General features: G+C 68.9%; 17 protein-coding genes. 16 read left to right on the plus strand and 1 reads right to left on the minus strand.

From position 1 onward, the window contains the following. Positions 1 to 76 precede the first annotated feature (76 nt). Positions 77 to 280 (plus strand): DUF465 domain-containing protein, encoded by a 204-nt coding sequence (locus QZH52_RS13295; RefSeq protein ID WP_286368180.1) that lies wholly within the window; start codon positions 77 to 79, stop codon positions 278 to 280. Further along, a complete protein-coding gene (gene yoaA / locus QZH52_RS13300; RefSeq protein WP_301809551.1) occupies positions 280 to 2295 on the plus strand; it encodes a DNA repair helicase YoaA in 2016 nt (671 codons plus the stop codon). Before QZH52_RS13295 ends, yoaA begins: the two co-directional genes overlap by 1 nt. A gap of 12 nt (positions 2296 to 2307) precedes the next feature. On the opposite strand, the gene QZH52_RS13305 is transcribed toward yoaA, so the two are convergent. After that, positions 2308 to 3117, minus strand: a complete 810-nt coding sequence (locus tag QZH52_RS13305) for an outer membrane protein assembly factor BamD (protein ID WP_286533006.1) — start codon at positions 3115 to 3117, stop codon at positions 2308 to 2310. A gap of 14 nt (positions 3118 to 3131) precedes the next feature. Between QZH52_RS13305 and QZH52_RS13310 the strand changes: the two genes are divergently transcribed. From QZH52_RS13310 to hflX, 14 genes are all read left to right on the plus strand, one after another. Continuing rightward, a complete protein-coding gene (locus QZH52_RS13310) occupies positions 3132 to 4157 on the plus strand; it encodes an RluA family pseudouridine synthase (RefSeq protein ID WP_436411579.1) in 1026 nt (341 codons plus the stop codon). Between the two features lie 129 nt (positions 4158 to 4286). Next, positions 4287 to 5054: an SMC-Scp complex subunit ScpB gene (gene scpB / locus QZH52_RS13315; protein ID WP_301809556.1), complete on the plus strand. Its 768-nt coding sequence runs from the start codon at positions 4287 to 4289 to the stop codon at positions 5052 to 5054. Continuing rightward, on the plus strand, positions 5051 to 6826 hold the full coding sequence (locus QZH52_RS13320) for a pseudouridine synthase (protein WP_301809558.1): 1776 nt from the start codon (positions 5051 to 5053) through the stop codon (positions 6824 to 6826). The genes scpB and QZH52_RS13320 overlap by 4 nt, the downstream gene beginning before the upstream one ends. A gap of 150 nt (positions 6827 to 6976) precedes the next feature. Beyond that, the gene (ndk, locus tag QZH52_RS13325) at positions 6977 to 7402 is read left to right on the plus strand and encodes a nucleoside-diphosphate kinase (RefSeq protein ID WP_286507649.1); all 426 of its coding nucleotides are present in this window, start codon (positions 6977 to 6979) and stop codon (positions 7400 to 7402) included. 20 nt (positions 7403 to 7422) lie between these two features. Then, complete coding sequence (gene rlmN, locus QZH52_RS13330; protein WP_301809570.1) at positions 7423 to 8571, plus strand: dual-specificity RNA methyltransferase RlmN; 1149 nt, start codon at positions 7423 to 7425, stop codon at positions 8569 to 8571. 4 nt (positions 8572 to 8575) lie between these two features. Further along, the gene (pilW, locus tag QZH52_RS13335; RefSeq protein ID WP_301809572.1) at positions 8576 to 9409 is read left to right on the plus strand and encodes a type IV pilus biogenesis/stability protein PilW; all 834 of its coding nucleotides are present in this window, start codon (positions 8576 to 8578) and stop codon (positions 9407 to 9409) included. Then, positions 9402 to 10292, plus strand: a complete 891-nt coding sequence (locus QZH52_RS13340) for a helix-turn-helix domain-containing protein (protein ID WP_301809573.1) — start codon at positions 9402 to 9404, stop codon at positions 10290 to 10292. Before pilW ends, QZH52_RS13340 begins: the two co-directional genes overlap by 8 nt. A gap of 11 nt (positions 10293 to 10303) precedes the next feature. Then, complete coding sequence (gene ispG / locus QZH52_RS13345; RefSeq protein ID WP_301809576.1) at positions 10304 to 11596, plus strand: flavodoxin-dependent (E)-4-hydroxy-3-methylbut-2-enyl-diphosphate synthase; 1293 nt, start codon at positions 10304 to 10306, stop codon at positions 11594 to 11596. Positions 11597 to 11605: 9 nt separating this feature from the next. Beyond that, a complete protein-coding gene (hisS, locus tag QZH52_RS13350; protein ID WP_301809579.1) occupies positions 11606 to 12907 on the plus strand; it encodes a histidine--tRNA ligase in 1302 nt (433 codons plus the stop codon). Between the two features lie 3 nt (positions 12908 to 12910). After that, on the plus strand, positions 12911 to 13606 hold the full coding sequence (locus QZH52_RS13355) for a YfgM family protein (protein WP_301809582.1): 696 nt from the start codon (positions 12911 to 12913) through the stop codon (positions 13604 to 13606). Continuing rightward, entirely contained in the window at positions 13603 to 14748 is a 1146-nt protein-coding gene (gene bamB / locus QZH52_RS13360) for an outer membrane protein assembly factor BamB (protein WP_301809586.1), read from the plus strand. The genes QZH52_RS13355 and bamB overlap by 4 nt, the downstream gene beginning before the upstream one ends. Positions 14749 to 14769: 21 nt before the next feature. After that, complete coding sequence (gene der, locus QZH52_RS13365) at positions 14770 to 16110, plus strand: ribosome biogenesis GTPase Der (RefSeq protein ID WP_286507662.1); 1341 nt, start codon at positions 14770 to 14772, stop codon at positions 16108 to 16110. Positions 16111 to 16285: 175 nt separating this feature from the next. After that, complete coding sequence (gene hfq, locus QZH52_RS13370) at positions 16286 to 16531, plus strand: RNA chaperone Hfq (RefSeq protein WP_093123058.1); 246 nt, start codon at positions 16286 to 16288, stop codon at positions 16529 to 16531. Between the two features lie 54 nt (positions 16532 to 16585). After that, the gene (gene hflX / locus QZH52_RS13375) at positions 16586 to 17755 is read left to right on the plus strand and encodes a GTPase HflX (RefSeq protein ID WP_301809596.1); all 1170 of its coding nucleotides are present in this window, start codon (positions 16586 to 16588) and stop codon (positions 17753 to 17755) included. Positions 17756 to 17771: the final 16 nt, after the last annotated feature.

Consider the following 17771-nt stretch of genomic DNA (forward strand, 5'->3'; position numbering starts at 1 on the left):
GGAACGAAGACGTATTATCGAGCGAACACAGGCGCCGGCCGGACCGTCGCCGCTTCGCTTTTTTGACTGCGTGCCCTTGGACTCCAATCTTCACTCATTTTCCCGCCAGCTGATCGAACTGCGGATCGAGCATGCCGACCTCGATGCCACGATCGACCGGCTGGGCGACGTCGTGCCGCAGGACGAACTGCTGCTGCGGCGCCTGAAGAAGAGGCGGTTGGCTCTGCGCGACCAGATCGCGCGGCTGGTCGATCTGCTCGACCCCCAAGAGCCAGCCTGATGCCGCTCGAACAAGAAGTGCGCGAGGTCTTCGCGCAGGGCGGGGTGCTCTCGCATGCCGCCGACCAGTTCCGGGAGCGCGAGGGCCAGACCCAGATGGCGCTGGCGGTGGCGCGCACCATCGAACAAGGCGGCGTGCTGGTGGTCGAGGCCGGCACCGGCGTCGGCAAGACGTTTTCGTACCTGGTGCCGGCGCTGCTGAGCGGCGAGCGGGTGCTGCTGTCGACCGCCACCAAGACGCTGCAGGACCAGCTCTTCGGCCGCGACCTGCCGCGGCTGGTCACGGCACTGGGCCTGCCGGTGCGCACCGCGCTGCTCAAGGGCCGGGCCAGCTACCTCTGCCTGCACCGGCTCGACCTCGCGCGCCACGACGCCTCGCTGCCGGAGCGCGGCTCGCTGCGCACGCTGGCCAAGATCGAGCAGTGGTCCAAGGCCACCCGCACCGGTGACCTGGCCGAGCTGCCGGGGCTCGACGAGCGCTCGCCGCTGATTCCGCTGGTCACGTCGACGCGCGACAACTGCCTCGGCGCGCAGTGTCCGCAGTTCAAGCCCTGCCATGTCAACCTGGCGCGGCGCGAGGCCATGGCGGCCGACGTGGTGGTCATCAACCACCATCTGTTCTTTGCCGACCTGGCGGTGCGCGAATCGGGCATGGCCGAACTGCTGCCGAGCGTGCGGGTGGTGGTGTTCGACGAGGCGCACCAGCTCAACGAGACGGGCGTGCAGTTCCTCGGCGTCCAGCTCGGCACCGGGCAGGCGCTCGATTTCGCCCGCGACATGCTGGCGGCCGGGCTGCAGCAGGCGCGCGGCCTGGTTGACTGGCAGCAGCTGGTGGCGGCGGTCGAGCGCGGCGCCCGCGACCTGCGGCTGGCGGTCGGCAAGCAATGGCCCGGCGCCAAGCTGCGCTGGGCCGGCCCGGCGCCGGAAGGCGTTCCCGCGGCGGCCTGGGAGGACGCGCTGGGCGCCTTGCAGCAGGCCTTCGCCGACGCGGCGCGCGGCCTCGATACGGTCAGCGAGCTGTCACCCGATTTCGTCCGGCTGCAAGACCGGGCGCAGCAGCTCGCGCAGCGCGCCGAGCGCTTCGCCGAGGCCTGCGCGCTCGGATCGGTGCGCTGGGTGGATGTGGGCACGCAGCTGCGGCTGGTCGAATCGCCGCTCGACATCGCCGAGGCGGTGCGGTCGCGGGTGCTCAAGACCGGTGGTGCCGAGCCGGAGGAGGACGACGACGACGCGCAAGGGCGGGCCTGGGTGTTCACCTCGGCGACCCTGGGCGACGACCCCAAGCTGCGCTGGTTCACCGAACCCTGCGGCCTCGAGGACGCCGAGGTGCTCCGGGTCCAGAGCCCCTTCGACTACGCGCGGCAGGCCGCGTTGTTCGTGCCGCGTGTCTTTCCAAAGCCGAATGACCCGGCCCACAGCCAGCAGGTGGCACTGCTGGCCGCACGGGGCGCCGGGGCTCTGGGCGGACGCACGCTGGTCCTGACCACCACCCTGCGCGCGCTGCGCACCATCGGCGAGGCGATGAAGGCGCAGTTCGAGCGCCTCGAGGCCGGACAGCGGCCCGAGGTGCTGGTGCAGGGCGAGCTGCCCAAGCGGGTGCTGATGGACCGCTTCCGCGAAGGCGCCAGCGAGGGCCGGGCGGGCTGCGTGCTGGTCGCGTCGGCCTCGTTCTGGGAGGGCTTCGATGCGCCGGGCGATGCGCTGCAGCTGGTGGTGATCGACAAGCTGCCGTTCCCGCCGCCCAACGACCCGTTGGTCGAGGCGCGTTCGCAGCGGCTCGAATCACAAGGGCGAAGCGCCTTCGGGGAGTATTCGCTGCCGGAGGCCGCAGTCTCGCTCAAGCAGGGTGCCGGCCGCCTGATACGGCGCGAATCCGACCAGGGCGTGCTGGTGATCTGCGACACGCGGCTGGTCGCGATGGGCTACGGCAAGCGCCTGCTGGCCGCGCTGCCGCCGATGCGCAGGATCGAGGGCGAGGCCGAACTCGACGCCGAGATCGCCGCGCTCAGGAGATGAACGGCCAGCGGCCTACCAGAGCTTCCACCAGGGATCGTCCTTGGCCCGGAAGCCGCGCGTGAGGTATTCGCTCTGCGGGTAGTTCTTGGTCAGAACGCGCTGGGCGTCGTCGCGCAGGTCGGTCATGCCGAGCTTGTCGTAGGACATGTACATGATGTACAGCGCCTCTTCGAGTGCCGGCACTTCGCGGTAGTCGGACAGCGCCAGCTGGGCGCGGTTGATCGCCGCCAGGTAGGCGCCGCGGGTGTAGTAGTAGCGCGCCACGTGCACTTCATACTGCGCCAGCGAATTGACGATGTAATTCATGCGCAGCCGCGCGTCGGGCGTGTAGCGCGACTCGGGGAAGCGGGTCACCAGTTCCTTGAACGACTCGAAGGATTCCTTGGCCGCCTTCTGGTCGCGCTCGGACAGGTCCTGGCGGGTCATCCACGAGAACAGCCCGAGGTCGTCGTTGAAGTTGATCACGCCCTTGAGGTAGAGCGCGTAGTCGATCGCCGGGCTGGCCGGGTGGAGCTTCATGAAGCGGTCGAGGGTGGCGATCGCCGGCACCTTGTCGCCGGCCTTCCATTGGGCGTAGGCCTTGTCCAGCTGGGCCTGCTGCGCGAGCGGGGTGCCGGCGGCGCGGCCTTCGAGTTTCTCGAGCAGCGGAACGGCCTTGTCGTAGGCGCCGGAGTTCGATTCGTCCTTGGCTTCGGAGTAGATCCGGTTGGGGCTCCAGTTCGCGGTCTTGTCGGCTTCGGTCGTCGAGCAGCCGGCCACCAGCCACGCTGCGGCGCACAAGGCCAGCCAGCCGGGGACGACCGATAATTTGGCGCGAAACATCAGATAAGGCTTTCGTGAAACAGTTGCCCTCGATTATATCGACCGACCCCCTGGCGGACGCCCCTGAGGCGGCCGACCACGACGAGGGCGTGGAGCTCTCCGCCGCCAGCGAAGTCCGCGCCTTCATGATCGGCCCCGCCGAGCATGGCCAGCGGCTCGATCGCGCGCTCGCGGCGCTGGTGCCGGAGTTCTCGCGCAGCTACCTGCAGCAGCTGATCGAGGCCGGCATGGTCGAGATCCAGGGGCGGGTGCTGACCAAGGCCTCGGCGACCGTCCATGCCGGGGAGGCCGGGCAGATCGAACTGCGGCCTACGCCGCAGAGTCAGGCCTTCAAGGCCGAGCCCATGGCCCTGGCCGTGCTGTACGAGGACGACCACCTGCGCATCATCGACAAGCCGGTCGGTCTGGTGGTCCATCCGGCGCCGGGCCACTGGAGCGGCACGCTGCTCAACGGCCTGCTGGCGCTCGATCCCCGGGCGGCGCTGCTGCCGCGCGCCGGCATCGTGCACCGGCTCGACCGCGACACCAGCGGCCTGATGGTGGTGGCGCGCAGCCGCCAGGCGATGGATGCCCTGGTGGCGTCGATCGCCGCACGGGAGGTCAAGCGCCAGTACCTGGCGCTCGCCCACCGCAGCTGGCAGGGGGCTCGCACGCGCCATGTCGACGCCCCGATCGGCCGCGATCCGCGCAACCGGCTGCGCATGGCCGTGGTCGATCTCGAGCGCCATTCGGGCAAGACGGCCCGCACGCTGGTCGAACTGCTCGACGGCACCGAGCAGGGCTGCGCGGTGCGCTGCACGCTCGAAACCGGCCGGACCCACCAGATCCGGGTCCACATGGCGTCGATCGGGCATCCGCTGGTCGGCGACGCGCTCTACGGCGGTGCGCCCGCAGCCGGCCTGACGCGGCAGGCGCTGCATGCCTTCAGGCTCGAATTCGCGCATCCGGTCACGCACGAGCCGATGGAGTTTCGCTCGCCGCCGCCACCGGACCTGCTTCAGGGTTTCTCCGAGTGGGGGCTGGATTACAATCGCGCCTGACGGTCCCGAGGGCCGCGCCGGCCGCCTGATTGCCGGCTTTGCGTTGCTTTTCGCCGCGTGCCGGCAGCGCCTCCTTCCATCCTTCTGAACTAGCGTCCTCGAGACGCCTTTTCCTGGATAACGCGAACCATGAATACGGCGGATGCCAAGCGCATTCTCGAAACCGCCTTGATCTGTTCGACCCAGCCGTTGCCGGTGCGCGAACTGCGCGTGCTGTTCGACGACGAACTGGGCGCCGACACGATCAAGTCGCTGTTGCTTGAACTGCAGGAAGACTGGTCGCAGCGCGGCCTGGAGCTCGTGAGCGTGGGCAGTGGCTGGCGCTTCCAGAGCCGGCCCGAACTGCGCGACCACCTCGATCGGCTGCATCCCGAGAAGCCGCCGCGATACACCCGCGCGGTCCTCGAGACGCTGGCGATCATCGCCTACCGGCAACCGGTCACGCGGGGCGACATGGAGGACATCCGGGGCGTCACGATCAACTCGCTGATCCTGAAGCAGCTCGAAGACCGCAACTGGGTCGAGGTGATCGGCCATCGCGAAACCGTCGGCCGGCCCGCGCTCTACGCGACGACGCGTCAGTTCCTCGACGACCTGGGCCTGGCTTCGCTGGACCAGTTGCCGCTGATCGAGACGCCGGCGCAACAGGGCGCGCTGATCGACGCGCTCGGCCAGGCGGCCGGCGAGGACCAGCCCGCGCTGCCGATCGAGGACCTGCCGGCCGAAACGCTGCTCCTGGCCGAGGTCGAGGTCGAGGTCGAGATCGAGGCCGAGGCCGAGGCTGCCGCCGTGACTGCCCTCGAGCCTTTCGAACCCCCCATTCCCGCGCCCGTCGACGCCGAAGCGGCGCCCGACGAGGCCGACACCACCGCCGCCCCTTCCGGAACCCGACCATGAGCCCCATTGATCCTGATGATGCAGCCGCGCTGCCGGCCGACGCCGCTTCCGACGTGCCCGCGGTCGAGACCCCCGTAACGGCAGCCGAAGGCGAGGCCGCGCCGCGCAAGCGTCGCCCCCGCAAGCCCAAGGCGGCCGTCGCCCAGCCGATCGACGCTCCCGCCGTGGAGGAGGGCGCCGCCGAAGCGGCCGCGCCGGCCACCCTGGCCGCGGCGCCGGAGGCCGTGGCCGTGGCCGTGGCCGCGGCCGCGGCCGTGGCCGAGGTCGTGCCGCCGCCGCAGCCGCTCGCTCCGGTGGTGGCCGCGCCGGTCACTGTCGCCGCCGCCCGCGACGAGGCGGATGAAGACGAGGAAGAAGACGAGGAAGAGCCGGACGAGGAAGAAGACGACCTCGACCGCGCCCGCCGCGCCGCCGAGCGCGAGCAGCGCAACGCCCCGCCGCCCGAGCCGATCCGCTTCGCCGACGTGATCTCCGGCCAGTTCGACGCCGACGAGGAAAGCCCCGAGGTGCCGCCGCTAAAGCGCGTGCTGCTGCCCGAGGCCGATTCGCCCAAGCTCCACAAGGTGCTGGCGCAGGCCGGCCTGGGCTCGCGGCTCGAAATGGAGCAGCTCATCCTCCAGGGCCGCATTTCGGTCAACAACGAGCCGGCCCACATCGGCCAGCGCATCCAGTACGGCGACCAGGTCAAGATCAACGGCAAGCCGATCCGCTACCGGATCGCGCCGCCGCCGGCGCGCGTCATCGCCTATCACAAGCCGGTCGGCGAGGTCGTCACGCACGACGACCCGCAGAATCGGCCGACCGTGTTCCGCAAGCTGCCGCGCCTGCAGCAGGGCAAGTGGCAGTCGGTCGGCCGCCTCGACCTGAATACCGAAGGCCTGCTGCTGTTCACCAGTTCGGGCGAACTGGCCAACCAGCTCATGCATCCGCGCTTCGGCCTGGAGCGCGAATACGCCGTGCGTGTGCTCGGCGCGCTCAGTGCCGAGGAGAAGAAGCGGCTGCTCGAAGGCGTGCGGCTGGACGACGGCATGGCCCAGTTCGGCACCATCGAGGAGGGCGGCGGCGAAGGCTCCAACTGCTGGTACCGCGTCACTATCTCCGAGGGCCGCAACCGCGAGGTGCGGCGCCTGTTCGAATCGGTCGGCCATGCCGTCAGCCGGCTGATCCGCATCCGCTACGGCGCGATGGTGCTGCCGCGCGGGCTCAAGCGCGGCGCCTGGATGGAGCTCGACGAGCGCGACATCCAGGCCCTGTTCCAGGCCGCCGGCGGTGGCGGCGAACGCGCCCCCCGGCACGGCAACGGGCCCAAGGGCCAGGGGCCGGGCCAGGACAACGGCGGGCGCAACCGCAACCGCAAGCGCCGCGGCAACCGCAACGGCGGCGCGCAGGGCGACGCCCGCGAATCGATCCCGAATCCGCTGGCCCATGGCCCGGGTGCGCGCCCGGACCGCGGCGGCGGCAAGGGCCCGCCCCAGGGGCGCCGCGGCAACCGTGGCGACCGGCCGCCAGGGCAGGGGCCCGGGCCCGGTCCGCAGGGACGCAGCCGCCCGGGTGACGACCGCGCTCCCGGCGGTGCGAACCAGCCCGATCCGATGAAGACCTCGCTCGGCTACATCGGCACCGACAGCTTCTCGCGCCAGCGCAAGGAGCAGCGCCAGGGCCCGCGTCGCGGTGGACCCGGCGGCGGCGGTGGCGGCGGCGGTGGAAACTTCGGCGGCGGCGGCGGCGGCGGCGGCGGCGGCGGTGGTGGCGGTCGACGCCGCGGCCGCTGAATTCGGCAAAACGGCGCGGCCTTTCGCCCGCCCGCGGCGAGGGAAGGCTCTCGCGCCGGTTAAAATCAGAGGCTTTGTCAAGGCTTGCAACCCGCATGTTGCGGCCATGACGGAACTCATTCAGATTCAAGCTCTCAAGAAAGCACTTCCATGGCCATCGAACGCACCCTCTCCATCATCAAGCCCGACGCCGTCGCCAAGAACGTCATCGGCAAGATCGTCTCCCGCTTCGAGGCCGCCGGCCTCAAGATCGTGGCAGCCAAGCTGATCCACCTGTCGCGCAGCGAAGCCGAGCAGTTCTACGCAGTCCACAAGGAGCGTCCCTTCTTCAAGGACCTGGTCGAGTTCATGATCTCCGGTCCGGTGTTCGTGCAGGCGCTCGAAGGCGAGAACGCGATCGCCAAGAACCGCGACCTGATGGGCGCCACCGACCCCAAGAAGGCCGCTCCCGGCACCATCCGCGCCGACTTCGCCGACAGCATCGATGCCAACGCGGTGCACGGTTCCGACGCGCCCGAAACGGCCCAGGTCGAGATCGCCTTCTTCTTCGCCGGCCTCAACGTCTACGCCCGCTGAGGGCGAGCCCGCCTGACGCAATGACCACGGCCAACCTGCTCGACTTCGATCTGGAGGGATTGGCCGCGTTCTGCGAACGGCTGGGGGAGAAGCGTTTCCGCGCGACGCAGCTGTTCCGCTGGATCCACCAGCGGGGTGCCAGCGATTTCGCGCAAATGACCGACCTCGCCAAGTCGCTGCGCGAGAAGCTCGCGACCACGGCCCGGGTCGAGGCGCTGCCGGTCATCACGCAGCACGAATCCGCCGACGGCACCATCAAGTGGCTGTTCGACGTCGGCGACGGCAATGCGGTCGAGGCCGTGTTCATTCCCGAGGACGACCGCGGCACGCTGTGCGTGTCGTCGCAGGCCGGCTGCGCCGTCGGCTGCCGCTTCTGTTCGACCGGGCACCAGGGCTTCAGCCGCAATCTCACCACCGGCGAAATCACGGCCCAGCTGTGGTTCGCCGAGCATTTCCTGCGCAAGCACCTGGGCCGCGCCGAGCGCGTGATCTCCAACGTCGTGATGATGGGCATGGGCGAGCCGCTGCAGAACTATGCGGCGCTGGTGCCGGCGCTGCGCACAATGCTCGACGACAACGCCTATGGCCTGTCGCGGCGCCGCGTGACGGTGTCGACTTCGGGCGTGGTGCCGATGATCGACCGGCTCGGCGGCGACTGCCCGGTGGCGCTCGCGGTGTCGCTGCACGCGCCCAACGATGCGCTGCGCGACGACCTCGTGCCGCTCAACCGCAAATACCCCATCGTCGAACTGCTCGAGGCCTGCAAGCGCTACCTCGCGCATGCCCCGCGCGACTTCATCACCTTCGAATACTGCATGCTCGACGGCGTCAACGACCAGCCCGAGCATGCGCGCCAGCTGCTGGAACTCGTGCGTTCGTCCGGCGTGTCCTGCAAGTTCAACCTGATTCCCTTCAACCCATTCCCGGCCTCGGGCCTGCTGCGCTCGCCGCAGCCCCGGGTCCTGGCCTTCGCCAAGGTGCTGAGCGAAGCGGGCATCGTGACCACGGTGCGCAAGACGCGCGGCGACGACATCGATGCCGCCTGCGGACAGCTCGCCGGCGACGTGAAAGACCGCACCCATGCGGCCGAACGGATGGCGCAGCGGCGCACCGTGATCCTGCACCCGGCCTCTCGCCAGGCCGCCACCCCCAATGCCGAGGAGCAATGATCCGATGAGCAAGGCGTTTCCGAATGCACGCACGCTGCTGCTGCAGGTGTCCTGTGGCGTCGCTGCAGCCTATCTGCTGGCAGGCTGCGTCAACACCCGGAATGGCGTGGTGCAGACTTCCCCCGGCAGGGACGCGGCCATCGTGACGGACTCCGACGAAACCAATGGCCGCAAGCGCGCCAAGCTGCGGACCGAGCTCGCAGTCGGCTACTTCCAGGCCGGGCAGACCACGGTGGCGCTCGACGAGATCAAGCAGGCCCTGGCGGCGGATCCGAGCTTCCCGGACGCCTACAACCTGCGCGGCCTGGTCTACATGCGGCTCGACGACCCGGCCCAGGCCGAAGACAGCTTCCGCCGTGCCATCGCGCTCGACCCGCGCGAGCCCAATGTGCTGCACAACTACGGCTGGCTGCTGTGCCAACAGAACCGCTTTGCCGATGCGCAGCAGCAGTTCTCGGCCGCGCTCGCCATCGCCACCTACACCGACCGGGCCAAGACGCTGATGACGCAGGGCGTCTGCCAGCTCAAGGCCGGTCTGAAGCCCGAAGCCGAACGCAGCCTGATGCAGGCCTACGAGATCGATGCCGGCAATCCGGTGATCGGCTACAACCTGGCCTCGATCCTGGCCCAGCGCAACGACTGGCAGCGGGCCCAGTTCTACATCCGCCGCGTCAACAACAGCCCGTCGGCCAGCGCCGAGTCGCTTTGGCTCGGCATCAAGATCGAACGTCAACTCGCCAACCGCGAAGCGGTCTCGCGGTTGGCGGACCAATTGCAACGGCGCTTCCCACAGTCGCGGGAGGCGATCGCGTACGAGCGCGGAAATTTCAATGATTGAGCGAGCGAGCGAATTCGGGGCTTCGGCCGCGGTGCCCCTGGTCGGTGGCGACAGCACGAACAAGTCGGCCGGCGACATGCTGCGCGAGGCGCGGGAGGCGCACGGCCTGCACATCGACATGGTCGCCGCGGCGCTCAAGGTGTCGCCGCAGAAGCTGGCCGCGCTCGAGGGCGACAACATCGAGGCGCTGCCCGACGCCGTTTTCGCGCGCGCGCTCGCGGCCAGTGTCTGCCGGGCGCTGCGGATCGATCCGCAGCCGGTGCTGGCGAAGCTGCCCGGTGCGCAGCGGCCCGGATTGGCGGATGCCGACCGCACCATCAGCAAGAGCCTGAAATCGGCGGCGCCGCGCTCGGGTTCCGGCGCCAGCGGCCTGCCGTCGCGGGCGCTGCTGGTCGTGGTCGTGCTGCTGCTGCTCGGCGCCGCCGTGCTGTTCTGGCTGCCGCAGTCGGCCTTCGACCGGGTCGGCGCGGTGTTCGCGGGCCTGGGCTCGCACAGCGACACGACGACCGCCAGCGGCACGCCGGCAGCGGCGGCCGTGGAGCCGACGGCGCCGAGCGCACCTCCGGTCCTGCCGCCGCCGGCCGACACCGCGCCGGTCGAAGCGCACGCGGTGGCCGAGCCGCCGGCCGCTGCCGTGAGCAACGACCTGATCGTCTTCGTCGCCCGCGACGAATCCTGGATCACCGTGACCGAGGCGGGCGGCAAGCAATTGATCCGCCGCACGGTCAAGGCGGGTGAAACCGTCGGGCTGACCGGCGCGCTCCCGCTGTCGGTCGTGATCGGCCGGGCGTCGGCGGTCGACGTGCGTGTGCGCGGCAAGCCCTTTGACCTTACGCCGCTCGCGCGTTCCGGCGGCGTGGCACGCTTCGAAGTCAAACCCTGATCGAGCCCGACATGACCGATGCCCAGAACCCCTTCGGCTGCCTGCCGATCGAACCCGCCGCGCCCCGGCCGCGCCGCTCGCGCCAGGCCAGCGTGGTCTGGGGGCCGCGCACCGTGACCGTCGGCGGCGATGCGCCGGTGCGCGTGCAGTCGATGACCAACACCGACACCGTCGACGCCATCGGCACCGCGATCCAGGTCAAGGAGCTGGCGATCGCCGGCTCCGAGATGGTCCGCATCACGGTCAACACGCCCGAGGCCGCCGCGCAGGTGCCCTACATCCGCGAGCAGCTCGACCGCATGGGCATCGACGTGCCGCTGATCGGCGATTTCCACTACAACGGCCACCGCCTGCTGACCGACTATCCGGCGTGTGCCGAGGCGCTCAGCAAATACCGCATCAATCCGGGCAACGTGGGCAAGGGCGACAAGAAGGACCGCCAGTTCGGCCAGATGATCGACGCCGCGATGCGCTGGAACAAGCCGGTGCGCATCGGCGTCAACTGGGGCAGCCTCGACCAGGAACTGCTGGCCAGCGTGATGGACACCAACAGCGCCCGGGCCGAACCCTGGGACGCCAAGTCGGTCATGTACGAGGCGCTGGTCACCTCGGCCATCGATTCCGCGAAGCTCGCCGAGTCGATGGGCATGGCCGGCAACCAGATCATCCTGAGCTGCAAGGTGAGCGGCGTGCAGGACCTCATATCGGTCTACCGCGAGCTCGCCCGGCGCTGCGACTACACGCTGCACCTGGGCCTCACCGAGGCCGGCATGGGCACCAAGGGCACGGTGGCTTCGGCCACCGCCCTGTCGATCCTGCTTCAGGAAGGCATCGGCGACACGATCCGCGTCTCGCTGACCCCCCAGCCCGGCGAATCGCGCACCCAGGAGGTGCTGATCGCCAATGAGATCCTGCAGGCGCTGGGCCTGCGCGTGTTTGTCCCCAGCGTCACGGCCTGCCCGGGATGCGGGCGCACGACCAGCACCACCTTCCAGGAACTGGCCAAGCAGATCGACGACTACCTGCGCATGCAGATGCCGGTCTGGCGCAACAAGTACCCGGGTGTCGAGACCATGAAGGTGGCCGTCATGGGCTGCATCGTCAACGGGCCGGGCGAAAGCAAGCACGCCGACATCGGCATCAGCCTGCCCGGCACCGGCGAGGCGCCGGCGGCGCCGGTCTTCATCGATGGCCAGAAGGCGCTCACGCTGCGCGGCGACAACATCGCCAACGAGTTCCACCAGCTGGTCGAAACCTACATCCAAAAACGATTCGGCAGCGGCATCGCTTCCGAGGTCGCCTGAGCTCCATCCATGGCTGAAAAAATCAGTGCCGTCAAAGGCATGAACGACATATTGCCGCCCGATTCGGCGCGCTGGGAATGGCTCGAAGCCATCGTGCGCGACCTGATGGGCCGCTACGCGTACCGCAACATCCGCACGCCCATCCTCGAACAGACGGCCTTGTTCGTGCGCGGCATCGGCGAAGTCACCGACATCGTCGAGAAGGAGATGTACTCCTTCGAAGACAAGCTCAACGGCGAGGCGCTCACCTTGCGTCCCGAGAACACCGCCAGCGTGGTGCGCGCCGTGACCGAGCATTCGCTGCTGTACGACGGCGGCAAGCGGCTCTGGTACATGGGCCCGATGTTCCGCCACGAGCGTCCGCAGCGCGGACGCTACCGCCAGTTCCACCAGATCGGTGCCGAGGCCCTGGGCTTCGCTGGCCCGGACGTCGATGCCGAACTGATCCTGCTCGCCAGCGCGCTCTGGAAGGCCCTGGGCCTCACCGACGTGCGGCTCGAGCTCAACAGCCTGGGCCAGCCGGCCGAGCGGGCGCTGCACCGCACGCGGCTGATCGCCCATTTCGAACAGCACGCCGACAAGCTCGACGAAGACGGCAAGCGCCGCCTGCACAGCAATCCGCTGCGCATCCTGGACACCAAGAACCCGGCCATGAAGGAGGTCGTCGAGTCGGCGCCCAGGCTCATGGACTTCCTGGGCGAGGCCTCGCTCGCGCACTTCAACGGCCTGCGCGCGATCCTCGACGCCAACGGCATCGGCTACACCATCAACCCGCGCCTGGTGCGCGGGCTGGACTACTACAACCTCAGCGTCTTCGAGTTCGTGACCGACCGCCTCGGCTCGCAGGGCACGGTCTGCGCCGGCGGCCGCTACGACGACCTGATCGTGCAGATCGGCGGCAAGCCCGCGCCGGCGGTCGGCTGGGCACTGGGCGTCGAACGGGTGCTCGAACTGGTGAAAGAGCAGGGCACGCCGATCCCGCTGCCGGTCCCCGACGTCTACGCGGTGGTGCCCGACGCCGCCGCCATGCCGGTGGCGCTGCGCACCCTGCAGCAGCTGCGCGATGCCGGCCTGCGGGCCCAGATGCACGCGGCCACGGCCGACGGCCTCGGCAGCTTCAAGTCGCAGTTCAAGAAGGCCGACGCCAGCGGTGCGGCGCATGCGCTGGTCTTCGGCGCCGACGAGCTCGCCCGTGGCGAGGTCACGGTCAAGTCGCTGCGCGACGGCAGCGGGGCCCAGACCACCCGGGCGCTCACCGACCTGGCCGCCTGGGCCGCCACCCTACAATCCTCGGCTCCCCAACATTCATAGCGCATGGCCACCCATCTCGATCTCGAAGAACAGGAACAGCTCGACCAGCTCAAGCATTTCTGGAACACCTACGGCACCCTGATCACCTGGGTCGTGCTGCTTGCGGCCGGCGCCTTCGTCGCCTGGAACGGCTGGCAGTACTTCCAGCGCAACAAGGCGGCGCAGGCTTCCGCCCTCTATGACGAGATCGAGCGCAGCGCGCAGGCGGGCGACATCGCCCGCATCGAGCGCGCGCTGGCCGACATGAAGGACAAGTTCGCGGGCACCGCCTACGCCCAGCAGGCCGGCCTGCTGGCGGCGCGGACGCTCAACGACAAGGGCAACACCGAAGCGTCGCGTGCGGCGCTGGCATGGGTCTCCGAGCACGCGGTCGATCCGGGCTACCAGGCGGTCGCCAAGCTGCGGCTGGCGGGCGAGCTGCTCGAGGCCAAGCAGTACGACGAGGCCCTGAAGGCGCTCGCCGGCGAGATGCCGAAGGAATTCGAGGCCCTGGCGGCCGATCGCAAGGGCGACATCTACCTCAGCCAGGGCAAGCGCGAGGAGGCCAAGGCCGAGTACCTCAAAGCTCTGGCCGCCTTCGAACCGGGCGCCGACTACCGCCGCCTGGTCGAGATCAAGCTCAACGCTGTCGGCGTCGACCCCAAGAGCCTGGCTCCGGCGGCCGGCAGCGCCGCATCCCCAGCCAAGACCACACCATGAATTTGAAGCGTTACCTGACTTGGGGGCCCGCCCTGCGCATCGGGGCGGCCGCCGCATTGATCGCAACGCTGGCGGCTTGTTCCGGCACGTCGCGGCCGAAGCCCGCCGAACTGCCGCCCAACGTGGGGCTGATGGGGATCAAGCAGGCCTGGACCCTCAAGATCCCGAAGGTCGAGTTCCCGCTGGCGACGGTGGTCAACGGCGACCAGATCGCGGTCGCCAGCGCCGACGGCACCGTGGTGGTGATCGACGCCCGCGCCGGCACCGAAGTCTGGCGCGCGAACGTCGGCGCGCCGCTGGCTGCCGGGGTCGGCAGCGACGGCCGCCTGGTGGCGGTGGTCACGGCCAACAGCGAACTGGTGGCCCTGGAGGCCGGCAAGGTGCTCTGGAAGGAGCGGCTCACGGCCCAGGCCTACACGCCGCCGCTGGTGGCCGGCCGCCGCATCTTCGTCCAGGCCGCGGACCGCACCACCAGCGCGTGGGACGGCCAGAGCGGCCGCCGCCTCTGGTCGCAGCAGCGCACCGCCGAGAACCTGGTGCTGAAGAAGCCCGGCGTGCTGCTGGCGGTGGGCGACACCCTGGTCGCCGGCGTCGGCGGCCGGCTGGTGGGCATCAACCCGGCCAACGGCTCGTCGCGCTGGGAGTCGCCGATCGCCGCGCCGCGCGGCACCAACGACGTCGAGCGCCTGGTCGACCTGACCGGCACCGTGAGCCGGCAGGGCGACATGGTGTGCGCGCGGGCCTATTTCGCCAGCGTCGGCTGCGTCGATACCGCGCGCGGCGCCTTGCTGTGGACCAAGCCGGCCGTCGGTGCCGACGGCATCGGCGGCGACGACCGCTACATCTTCGGTTCCGAGGACAGCGGCGCGGTGGTGGCCTGGCGCCGCAGCGACGGCGAACGGGCCTGGCAGCAGGCCGACCTGCTCAAGTACCGCCTCCTGACCGCGCCGCTCGCGGTCGGACGCTCGGTGATCGTCGGCGACACCACCGGTCTGGTGCATGTGCTGTCGCGCGACGACGGCAAGCCGCTGAACCGGCTCAATCCCGATGGCTCGGCCATCGCAGCGACACCGGTCCTGGCCGGCAACACGGTCGTGGTCGTCACCCGCAATGGCGGCGTGTTCGGCTATCGGCCCGAGTAATCAAGTGAAAGGACGCCTTCCATGAAGCCGGTCATCGCGCTGGTCGGGCGTCCCAACGTCGGGAAGTCGACCCTGTTCAACCGCCTGACGCAGACGCGTGACGCCATCGTCGCCGACTTCGCGGGCCTCACGCGCGACCGCCACTACGGCAACGGCCGCCTGGGCAAGCACGAATTCATCGTCATCGACACCGGCGGCTTCGAGCCCGATGCGGGCAGCGGCATCTTTAAGGAGATGGCCAAGCAGACCCGCCAGGCCGTGGCCGAGGCCGACGTCGTGATCTTCGTGGTCGACGCGCGGGAAGGGCTGTCGGCACAGGACCACGACATCGCCAACGAACTGCGCCGGCTCGGCAAGCCCTGCGTGCTGGTGGCCAACAAGGCCGAGGGCATGCACGACGGCACCAAGCTGGTCGATTTCTACGAACTCGGCTTCGGCGAGGTGCATGGCATCTCGGCGGCCCATGGCCAGGGCATCCGCGACCTGGTCGAGCTCGCGCTCGAACCGCTGGCGTTGCCGGAGCCCGAGGAAGAGGGCGAGGAAGATCCCAACAAGCCGATCAAGCTGGCCGTCGCGGGCCGCCCGAATGTCGGCAAGTCGACCCTGATCAACACCTGGCTGGGCGAGGAGCGGCTGGTCGCCTTCGACCTCCCGGGGACGACGCGCGATGCGATCTCGGTGCCCTTCGAGCGCAATGGCCAGCGTTTCGAGCTGATCGATACGGCCGGGTTGCGCCGCAAGGGCAAGGTGTTCGAGGCAATCGAGAAATTCTCGGTGGTCAAGACGCTGCAGGCGATCGAATCGGCCAACGTGGTGCTGCTGCTGCTCGACGCCACCCAGGGCGTGACCGACCAGGACGCCCACATCGCCGGCTACATCCTCGAGAGCGGCCGGGCGGTGGTGATCGCGATCAACAAGTGGGACGCGGTCGACAGCTACCAGCGCGAGCAGATCCAGCGTCAGATCGAGACCCGGCTACCGTTCCTCAAGTTCGCCTCGCTGCATTTCATCTCGGCCATCAAGCGCCAGGGCCTGGGGCCGGTGTGGCAGTCGATCGTGCAAGCCCACAAGTCGGCCACCCGCAAGATGTCGACGCCGGTGCTGACCCGCCTGCTGCTCGAGGCGGTGCAATTCCAGGCGCCGAAGCGTTCGGGCATGTTCCGCCCGAAGATGCGCTATGCGCACCAAGGTGGGATGAACCCGCCGATCATCATCATCCACGGCAATTCGCTGGAGCACGTCACGGAGGCTTACAAGCGCTTTCTGGAAGGGCGATTCCGCAAGGAATTCGACCTGGTCGGGACGCCGCTGCGGATCCAGCTCAAGACCTCCAGCAATCCGTACGCCGACAAGGACGATTGAGCCCGTCGCCGGGTGACTTGGCCGCCATTGAGCACCGATGAGGGGCGTCGAGTGCGGAAGTTCCAGCGTTCGGTGCCGTTATTTTTAGAAGGCCATTGGGGCTTGGATGCTGCGGCGCGGAATCGCTGTGTTAAGGTGACCGGTCCAACAACAACTCTTGAACACGGAGAATATCGTGAGCAATAAAGGGCAGCTTCTTCAAGACCCCTTCCTGAACACCTTGCGTCGCGAGCACGTGCCGGTTTCGATCTACTTGGTCAACGGCATCAAGCTGCAAGGCCAGATAGAGTCGTTCGACCAGTACGTCGTGTTGCTTCGCAATACGGTGACCCAGATGGTCTACAAGCACGCCATCTCCACCATCGTGCCGGGTCGGGCCGTCAACTTCTCGGCAGCCGAGAACGACGACACCGCCGCCTGATCGGCGCGAGGCGCGGCGGTTCGTCCGCCGCGCTTTTTTCATATCTGAATCCGCTTGTCTGAACTGATTCCCCGGATAGAAGGCGCCGTCGTTCTGGTCGGCGTGGATTTCGGGCTGCCCCATTTCGACGGCGAACTCGAGGAACTCGGCCTGCTCGCGCAGACCGCAGGCCTGCAGCCTGTCGCCCGCCTCGTGTGCAAGCGCAAGGCCCCCGATGCCGCGCTGTTCGTCGGCAGCGGCAAGGCCGACGAAATCCGCGAACTGGCCGAACTCCATCGTGCCAGCGAAGTGGTCTTCGACCAGTCGCTGAGCCCGGCGCAGCAGCGCAACCTCGAACGCCAACTCGGCATCGCTGTCTACGACCGCACTTTCCTGATCCTCGAGATCTTCGCCCAGCGCGCCCGTTCGCACGAAGGCAAGCTGCAGGTCGAACTCGCGCGCCTCCAGTACCTGAGCACGCGGCTGGTGCGCCGCTGGTCCCACCTGGAGCGCCAGACCGGCGGTGCCGGCGTGCGCGGCGGCCCAGGCGAAAAGCAGATCGAACTCGACCGCCGGATGATCGGCGAGTCGATCAAGCGCACCCGCGAGCGCCTGATCAAGGTGCAGCGCCAGCGCGGCACGCAGCGCCGTCAGCGCGAGCGGCGCGACACTTTCAACATCTCGCTGGTGGGCTATACCAACGCCGGCAAGTCCTCGCTGTTCAATGCGCTGGTCAAGGCCCGCGCCTATGCGGCCGACCAACTGTTCGCCACCCTGGACACCACCACCCGGCAGCTCTACCTCGGCGATGCTCGCCGCAAGGTCTCGATCTCCGACACCGTGGGCTTCATCCGCGACCTGCCGCACGGACTGATCGACGCCTTCAAGGCGACGCTGCAGGAGGCGGTCGATGCCGACCTGCTGCTGCACGTGGTGGATGCCTCGAATCCGCACCACCCCGAGCAGATGGCCGAGGTCCAGGCGGTGCTCAAGGAGATCGGTGCCGACGTCGTGCCGCAGTTGCTGGTGTTCAACAAGCTGGATGCCCTTGAAAGCGCGCAGCGGCCCCTGCATCTCGAGGACGAGATCGAAGTCGACGGCCTGCTGGTGACCCGCATTTTCCTGAGCGCCCATACCGGTGAGGGCCTGCCGGCGCTGCGGGCCGAACTGGCGCTGAGATCGCACTCGGTGCCCGAAGACATGCCCTTAGAGGGCGGGGCCGAATTGCATGAGGCCACCGATTGAGATTGTGCACAATCCC

This window comes from Variovorax ginsengisoli, assembly GCF_030486595.1.
Taxonomy (GTDB): Bacteria; Pseudomonadota; Gammaproteobacteria; order Burkholderiales; family Burkholderiaceae_C; genus Variovorax; species Variovorax ginsengisoli_B.